Origin of the sequence: Propionibacterium acidifaciens DSM 21887, assembly GCF_000426605.1 — a bacterium.
Classification (GTDB): Bacteria; Actinomycetota; Actinomycetes; order Propionibacteriales; family Propionibacteriaceae; genus Propionibacterium; species Propionibacterium acidifaciens.
Genome location: NZ_AUFR01000054.1, coordinates 1 through 7,140 on the forward strand (window position 1 = coordinate 1; position 7,140 = coordinate 7,140).

Annotated in this window: 7 protein-coding genes and 3 pseudogenes; 1 reads left to right on the plus strand and 9 read right to left on the minus strand. The window is 67.4% G+C overall.

Going from position 1 to position 7,140, the window contains the following annotated elements; genetic code table 11:
• Window positions 1-381: 381 nt before the first annotated feature.
• The 9 genes and pseudogenes from K336_RS20255 to K336_RS17235 form a co-directional block, all read right to left on the minus strand.
• Window positions 382-603 (minus strand): annotated as a pseudogene (locus tag K336_RS20255) (hypothetical protein); the annotation flags it as partial.
• 83 nt (window positions 604-686) lie between these two features.
• Window positions 687-929 (minus strand): acyl carrier protein, encoded by a 243-nt coding sequence (locus K336_RS19030; protein WP_043151048.1) that lies wholly within the window; start codon window positions 927-929, stop codon window positions 687-689.
• Window positions 926-2,599, minus strand: coding sequence for an AMP-binding protein (locus K336_RS0111975; RefSeq protein WP_028707160.1), 1,674 nt, complete (start codon window positions 2,597-2,599; stop codon window positions 926-928). The genes K336_RS19030 and K336_RS0111975 overlap by 4 nt, the downstream gene beginning before the upstream one ends.
• Complete coding sequence (locus K336_RS0111980; RefSeq protein WP_028707161.1) at window positions 2,596-2,964, minus strand: hypothetical protein; 369 nt, start codon at window positions 2,962-2,964, stop codon at window positions 2,596-2,598. Before K336_RS0111980 ends, K336_RS0111975 begins: the two co-directional genes overlap by 4 nt.
• Before the next feature lie 90 nt (window positions 2,965-3,054).
• Window positions 3,055-3,918, minus strand: coding sequence for a hypothetical protein (locus K336_RS0111985; protein ID WP_028707162.1), 864 nt, complete (start codon window positions 3,916-3,918; stop codon window positions 3,055-3,057).
• 9 nt (window positions 3,919-3,927) lie between these two features.
• A complete protein-coding gene (locus K336_RS19805) occupies window positions 3,928-4,680 on the minus strand; it encodes an AMP-binding protein (protein ID WP_028707163.1) in 753 nt (250 codons plus the stop codon).
• A 55-nt stretch (window positions 4,681-4,735) separates the two neighbouring features.
• Window positions 4,736-5,539: pseudogene (locus tag K336_RS20260) on the minus strand (AMP-binding protein); the annotation flags it as partial.
• Window positions 5,539-5,898 carry a DoxX family protein gene (locus tag K336_RS0112000; protein WP_028707165.1) on the minus strand — a complete coding sequence of 120 codons (360 nt, stop codon included), beginning with the start codon at window positions 5,896-5,898 and terminating at the stop codon, window positions 5,539-5,541. The gene K336_RS0112000 and the pseudogene K336_RS20260, both read right to left, overlap by 1 nt.
• Window positions 5,895-6,497: a TetR/AcrR family transcriptional regulator gene (locus K336_RS17235; RefSeq protein WP_162142618.1), complete on the minus strand. Its 603-nt coding sequence runs from the start codon at window positions 6,495-6,497 to the stop codon at window positions 5,895-5,897. Before K336_RS17235 ends, K336_RS0112000 begins: the two co-directional genes overlap by 4 nt.
• Before the next feature lie 467 nt (window positions 6,498-6,964).
• On the opposite strand from K336_RS17235, the pseudogene K336_RS19810 reads away from it, so the two are divergent.
• Window positions 6,965-7,140 (plus strand): annotated as a pseudogene (locus K336_RS19810) (glycine hydroxymethyltransferase); the annotation flags it as partial.

The following is a 7,140-nucleotide window of genomic DNA, read 5'->3' on the forward strand; positions in this document are numbered from 1 at the left end:
GGCACCAGGCCGGCGACCACGAGCGCGGGCGCGCCCGGCAAGGCCAAGTACGACATGGCCGACGGCCTGGCCGCGCGCGTCCACGCCGAGGCCGACGAGCTGCTCGGCGCCAACCCGCTGTACCCGGGCCTGGAGCTGTGACGAGCCTGCCGCGCCAGTGATCCATGAATGCGCGGCCGTCACAGCCCCCGCTGAGCGGCCGCAGCAGGCGGCCCGGGCCGGGGAGACGATGCCGAGCCCTCGAACCGGGCAGGGATTCCTCCTCGGCCCGGGGACCCGACGGCCCGGGTTCCCCCCAGGGCAGCGGCTCGTTCGGTTCGGCATCGGTGCCCAGCCGCCCGGTCTCGCGGATCGGCGCCAAGGCGGCCCCCGGAACCCGCGGCAATGCGTCAAGCTTCCGCACAGGCCATCGGACCACATGGGCGCCCCGTACCTGTCGGGGACGATGGCGCCGGCCCGCACACCGAGGGCACCCATGACCTCCCCGCAGGCCCTCACGGTGGCGTACTCCGACCTGCGGTCAGGGACGACGTCACCCAGTGCTGCCAGCTCATCCGGATGCAGGATCACCTCGTCAGGGTCAGTGCGGCACTCGCGGGACACTGCCCCGGGGGCATGAGCGGTGGGAGGAGCGGGGCGGACTTCCGGGGTGCGGCGGCGCGGGCGCTCACGTTCCCCCGGTGCTGTCAGCCTTCGTGCGCGGACACGATGGCGGTGACGAGCTGGGAGATGGTCACGCTGCCATCGACTTCCATGGCGCCCACGTCGAGGCCGTAGCGGCCCTCCACCTTGTCGAGCAAGGCGACGCGCAGCAGAGAGTCAACACCCAAAGCTGACAGGGGCACGTCGGGGTCTACCGTATCGATCTCCCCGGCCCCGAGCGCGAGCAACTCGTCGCAGAGTGCTTGGGTGATCTCCTGCGCGTTCATGCGCGTCCCATCGTCGGTACCTTCGTGGCGGTGACGAGGCGGAAGTCGGAACGCTCCATCATGGCGGCTGCCTGCCTGCGCTGTACTTTTCCGCTCGTCGTACGAGGGATTTGCCCGCGCGCGACGGCCACCACCTGGGTCGGGCCCGGATACAGGGTGGCGATCCTGGCCAGGGCGCCCGCGCAGTTGCGGGCCTCCTCTTGCTCGTCGACACCGCGTCCCGCCTCGTAGCAGAAGTACACGAGGCCGTCGGACGTCTGGAAGCATGCGACGACGGGAGTTCCATCCGTGGTGAGCCCGTCGAGCCCCGCAGCTTCCAAGTCCGGTGCGTAGAAGTTCTCACCGGCGTGGATCAGCAGGTCTTTCTTGCGTCCGCAGATGACCACCTCCCCGTCGGAAAGGAAGCCGAGGTCTCCGGTTCGCAGGAATCGACGACCTTCGAACTCGGTGGTGAAGGTCTCCCGGGTGGCGTCCGAGTTCTGCCAGTAGCCTCGGGCGTTGGAGGGGCCGCTCACACAGATCTCACCCACCCGTCCCTCGCCAGCGGGCACCGGAGCCTCGGGGTCGAGGATCCGGACCTCGCTGCCTTCGATGGGGCGCCCACACGCCGAGACGTCGACGCCTGGCTGCTCGGCGGCGACCTCGCGCACCACGCCTGAGGCCAGCTGCACGTTGTCCAGCCTGAGGCTCCGGCGAGGGGTGCCCGGGCTGTTCACCGACACGCACACCGTCGATTCGGCAAGACCATAGCCAGGTTGGAACGCCAAGCGACTGAAACCGTACGGGCCGAACGTGTCCTCGAACTCCAGCATCGTCGACTCTCGGACCGGCTCAGCGGCGTTCGCCGCGAAGCGCCACCCGCTGAGGTCCGTGGTGAACTCCTTGACGAGCCGCTTCGCCCGAACGCAGTTCCTGTAGGAGGAGTCCGGGGCCGCCGACCAAACGTCGCCGCGACCGCGCATCGCCTCCAGCCACAACAACGGCCTGCGGATGAAATCATCGGTCGCGACCCGGACCAGGCGAGCGCCACTCACGGCGGGCATGATCGTCATGGAGCACAGCCCCATGTCGTGGAAGCTGGGCAGCCACGCCACCACGTCCGTACCATGCCTCACGGCGCAGCGCCGCGACATCCCCTGCTGGTTGGTGACCAGGTTGAACTCGGACACCTCCACGCCTTTCGGGGAACCCGTCGAGCCCGACGTGTACTGCAGCAGCGCCGGCTGCATCGGGTCCCGAGCGACGGGGGCCTGAGCGCCGGCGAGGTCCATGGTCGCCCTCGCCGTGACGGGCACGACCGCCAAGCCGAACAGTTCCGACACCAGCTGCTGTGACTGTTCGTCGCCGATGACGACCCTGGGCGTGCAGTCGTCGACCACCCCTTCGATGCGGTCGAGCTTCTTCGACCTGATCTTCGGCATCTTCGGCAGCGGCACCGCGATCATGCCGGCGGCGACGGCTCCGAAGAACGCACGTTCGAAGTCGACACCGGGCAGGGGTGGGATGAACACCCTGTCCCCGGGATCGGCCACCGCGAGCAGCGCGTCGGCCATGTGCAGCGCGTCGCTGCGCATCCCAGCGGCGGTCACGGAGTCGACGACGTTCGCATCGGCGTCGACGGCCTCGTAGACGGCCGTGCTTGACGCGTCCAATAGGTCCAAGATGTTCACTGCGCAATCCCCCGATCGGAGCGGATGGTTTCCAGGGCCTGGGGCAGCTGCCCCAGATCCGATACGACAAGGTCACTGGTCGAGAGCACCGTCAAGTTCCGGACGTTGCCCGTCACGGTCACCACCGGTATGCCGGCGGCTTTCGCTGCGTACATCTCCATGGCGGTGCCCATGCTGAGCCCGGACCCCGGCAGGTAGGCGATGCACAGGGAGCAATCGGCGGCCGTGGCCGTCTCGGCGAGGAACTCCGCCGCCACGGCGCCGAAGCCGTCCAGGTCGTGGGCCGGACTGACGGGGTGTTCGCTACTCACTGTCGCGAAGGCGTCGACCCGTTCCGTCATGGTGTCCTGGCCGATCTGCGCCAACGCCCGGGTGGTGGCTGCGGCGGGGTCGTTGGACGCTCGCCCCGGGGAACGTTTCGCGGACGATACCGGCGATGAAGACTCGCAGCCCGCTCACTCGTTCTCCAGACGGTAGGGAGCGATCCGCACTTCTGGGTCGGCCACGTTCGAGTAGATCTCGAAGGCCTCCCTCAGGTGTGCTTCGACGTCGGCCCGATCCAGCCCAGCGGCCCGGTGGATGGCCCTCCACACGGGACTGGCCTCGGGCGAGCCGCCGCGGAAGACGCGGCCTTGGTTGTCACGCACGAACAGCGGCGCCGAGGACGCGGACAGGTGCTGCCAGTCGTGCAGGGGGAGAATCGCTTCCGCGAGGTCGAACTCGTCACGGCCGACCACGCGGATCGACAGGCTGGTCTGCTCTGGATGAGTCAGGAGGGAGTTCACCTCATCCTCGGACATGTGCTGGTTCATGAGGTGCCGCGAGTCGAGCTTGAAGTGCCGATTCAGCACCTCGGCCTGACGTGAGGGGCTGAACCGGAAGTAGTCCAGGGTCAGCGTGAACCTGTCGGAGGCGGGACGTTCGAAGTACTCGGCAACGAGCCTGCCGGTGACGTCGTTCCCGTCCCGGTCCTCGCGGATCGGAACGGCTGGGACCGTCACCACCCGGCCACCGGTTCCGCCGTCCAGCGGAACCACGAGGGGCACGGTGTGCAACAGGTAGGGGTCGAGCACGACGAGGTGGCCTTCCTCGCGGAAGACCGCCGCCACGTGCCGGCCGTTTTGCAGCAGTGCCGCCTTCGGCGCCCCTGCCGCCTCAGCGCGCTCCGTCACGTCCTGGCTTTGCAGCACGCACGCCACTCCGAACTCGGGTGCCGGTGGGTTGTGGGCCACGTAGGTGTGGAATTGCGACGCGCTGTTGTAGGGGACGCTAACGAGGCTCTCGAGCAACGCCATCTGGTAGGTGTCGATGTCGGTCACGGCGCAACCTCAGATGAAACGGCGGTCGGCTTCGGTGGGCTGCAGCTCGACGGAGCGCGCGACACGCTCACGGAGGCCGGCTCGCTTGATCTTCCACGTCGTCGTCCTCGGGACCTCCGCCATCGGCACCACCACGGGCGGCGAGAGCGGCGGGAGCCCGTCGACGACCTCACGCCAGCGCCCGTCGAACAATTCGCCGCCGGAGCGCAGGCACAGCACCGGCACCGGTGCGCTGCTGCCGTTCGGGATCACGACCACCTCCTCGCATTCCGGGAGCCGGTCCAGCAAGGCCGTCTCCAGCTCGAGGGCGCTGTCAGACTGCAGCCGATCTACGGAGCGGCCGAGGAACTTCACGCGGCCCAGCCGGTCCTGGTAGCCGAAGTCCCCCGTGTTCCACCATGACCCGCTCCATTTGCGCCGGTAGTGCTCGTCGCTGTTCTGGTAGCCGACGGCGATGGAGTCGGATCGCACCTGCAGCAGCCCGGGGACTCCCCTGGGGACCCTGCGCCCGGTGTCAGGGTCGACGACGCGCATTCTGACCAGACCGAGCCAAGGCAGGCCCAAGTGGCTCATCTGCAGCTCCTTGCCGGCCTTCGTCGCCCGGCGAAAAGAACCCTTGGTGAAGATCCCGGCGGCCATAGGGCCGACCTCGCTCTGGCCCCAGCTGTGAGCCCACATGACGTTGCGGTGGCTGGAGGCCAGCACGTAGGGGCGGGCGATGGAGGCGTGGATGGCGTCGAAGGTGTTGATGTAGAGGCGCACCTGCTCGAATAGCTCGGGGTGCGATTCGACGAGCGGCTTCCAGTGCTGGAATGATGGTGGGGCCCTCGGAGCGCAGGAGGCGCTCGACAGTGTCCTGTCCGTAGTCGCCGACGGCGATCATCTCGTCCGGCCCCCAGTAGAACTGGGCCGTCACCCAGGTGAAGGCACGGGAATGTACGAAGGGGATCGCGGTCAGGAACCGGTCCGATGGTCGGCTGACGCCACCGGGTACGGGGAGCAGCTCGACACGGGTTCCTGCCCACAACGAGTTCGCCGTGTGCATGACCAGCTTGGGAAGGTTCGTGGTTCCCGACGTGTGGGTGATGAGCATGACTTGGTCGTCCGCGACCGGGGCAACGACTGCTGGCCTGTCACTCGACAGGGTATGCCAGGAGATGGCTCCGGGACGTGCTTCGCCGTCCAGCTGGACCACGTTCGAGGCAAGCGATGACGCGTCGACCCCGGAGCGGGCGAAACGTTCGGCGACGGCCGACGACATCAGGAGCGCGTCGGACTGCAGTGATGCCAGCAGGTCGACCAACTCCTGCTCGGTGTTGGCGGCCGAGAGCGCGGCCGGGACGGCGCCGATTCGGGCAGCTGCGGCAGCCAGCAGTTGCACCTCGAGGTGGTTCTCCCGCACGATCGCCACACGGGCCCTACCGCCGACCCCCAAGGACGTCAGGCGGGATGCGCAGAAGTCGACTGCCTGCGCGTACTGGGCGATGGTGAAGGAGTTCCCGAGCCACGGGGCGGCCAACATTGGCGAGTCAACGACGATGGTCGTGTGATTGTTCCGTGTCGCGAACCCTTCGGGGATCAGCCCGATGTTCTTGGGGATCCTCCGACCGATGAGGCGCATCAGAGAGCCATCGTCAACACCAGTGACGCGACGGACAGCCCGAGCATGCCCAGACAGTTGATCCAGAACTCGGACTTGAGGAACCGCGCGCGGAAGTGGGCGGCGCAAGCGGCAATGAAGTATGCCACCACGCCGACGTTCGAGGCGATGCCGACGCCGGGGATCCAGAAGCCCACCGCCAAGCCGGCGGTGGCCACGATCTTGATGTAGACGAGAACCCACCACCAGTCTTCAGGGAAGTTGACCCCTAACAGGCACTTGCGGATGAATTTGGGCGGGTGGATGGACAGGAGCGCGTCGCCGAAGACGACGAAAGCCAGGACGGCTGTGGGCCACACGGGCCACGATTCCAGAATCATTTCGCACCGATCTCTCGTAGTACGTGCTGGACCTTTACCCGGAGGGCAGCGACCGCATCCACTGCCAGGTAAACCCCCGAGGCCCAGGCGAACAGGAAACCCAAATAGCTGATGTAAAGGTCTTCGGTCACCCGTTGGACCACCTCGCGCGGAGCATGGCCTTGCAGTACTCCCCCCACTTCGCCAACGAGTGCGTCATGCAGGTGCCGGAGCGTGTCCGCGTGACGGTCGTTGGTCAGCAAGGCGGCGCCCCAGGCACGAGCCAGCTCCGCTTGGCTGCTGATGAGGTCGAAGTAGCCGACCAGGATCTCCTCGACGACACGCGCAGGGGGAAGCCCTTGGTCTGGCTCAGCAGTTCCGAAGCGCTCGGCCGACAGCCGCTCGATCTCGCCGACAAAGCTCGACACGAGCAGGTCGTCCTTGCTACCGACCGCCATCACCGCGCCGACACTCACCCGCGCGGATGCGGCGATGGCCCGCACACTGGTGGCCTCGTAGCCCAGCTCACGGAACAACCGGGTCGCGGCGTCGAGCACAGCGGCCCTGGTCCGTTCCCTCGAGACGTCCCGCTTGATTGGATGAACATGTTCAGTGAACACGTTCAGTAACATACCCCCCGGAAGTTGCACTGGCAACGACGTCTCACTTCCCGGCATCTGCGGCTTCCATGGCGGCGGGCTACCGCCCCACAAGGCGTCACGCCAGCCGCAGGCGCTTCCTGCTGTGTCGTCAACCCGTCCTGGACATCCAAGGTCACCGGGATTTCACCTTTCGGACGATCAGTCGTCGCGCTCCATGAGCCGCGCTTGGAGCTCAAGCTGGAAATTCTTGGACGGCAAGACGTCGCTCGCCGACCTCGCTGGTCGGACTTCCCGAGCGGAGGTGGAGGCCGAGGACTGGGAAGTGGCGCTCCCACGGGAACAACCTGCTGGACCCTATGTGCCGCCAGACCTCCAGGACCGCCGCCGTCTTCATCACCGAAACCCTCGGCAGATCCTTCGACACCGTGGCACACCTGGCCTCCTACGCCGGGCTGGCCCCGTGGCCAGACGCCCAGGATCATCCATCCGGGGCGAGTACGTCTCGCACACGGGTAACAAGAGACCCGAACGGCGCCTGGTACACCTCGGGCATCCGGCTGGGCACTCCCGCGCTGACGAGCCGCGGCTTCTCCCCCGACGACATGGACAAGGTCGCCGGGCTCATCTGCGAGGCCCTGACGGGCACCAGGCCGGCGACCAC

Excerpts from the sequence above, each read along its gene's own strand:
- K336_RS19030 (WP_043151048.1), bottom strand. The coding sequence starts at position 929 with ATGAACGCGCAGGAGATCACCCAAGCACTCTGCGACGAGTTGCTCGCG.
- K336_RS0112000 (WP_028707165.1), bottom strand. The coding sequence starts at position 5,898 with ATGATTCTGGAATCGTGGCCCGTGTGGCCCACAGCCGTCCTGGCTTTC.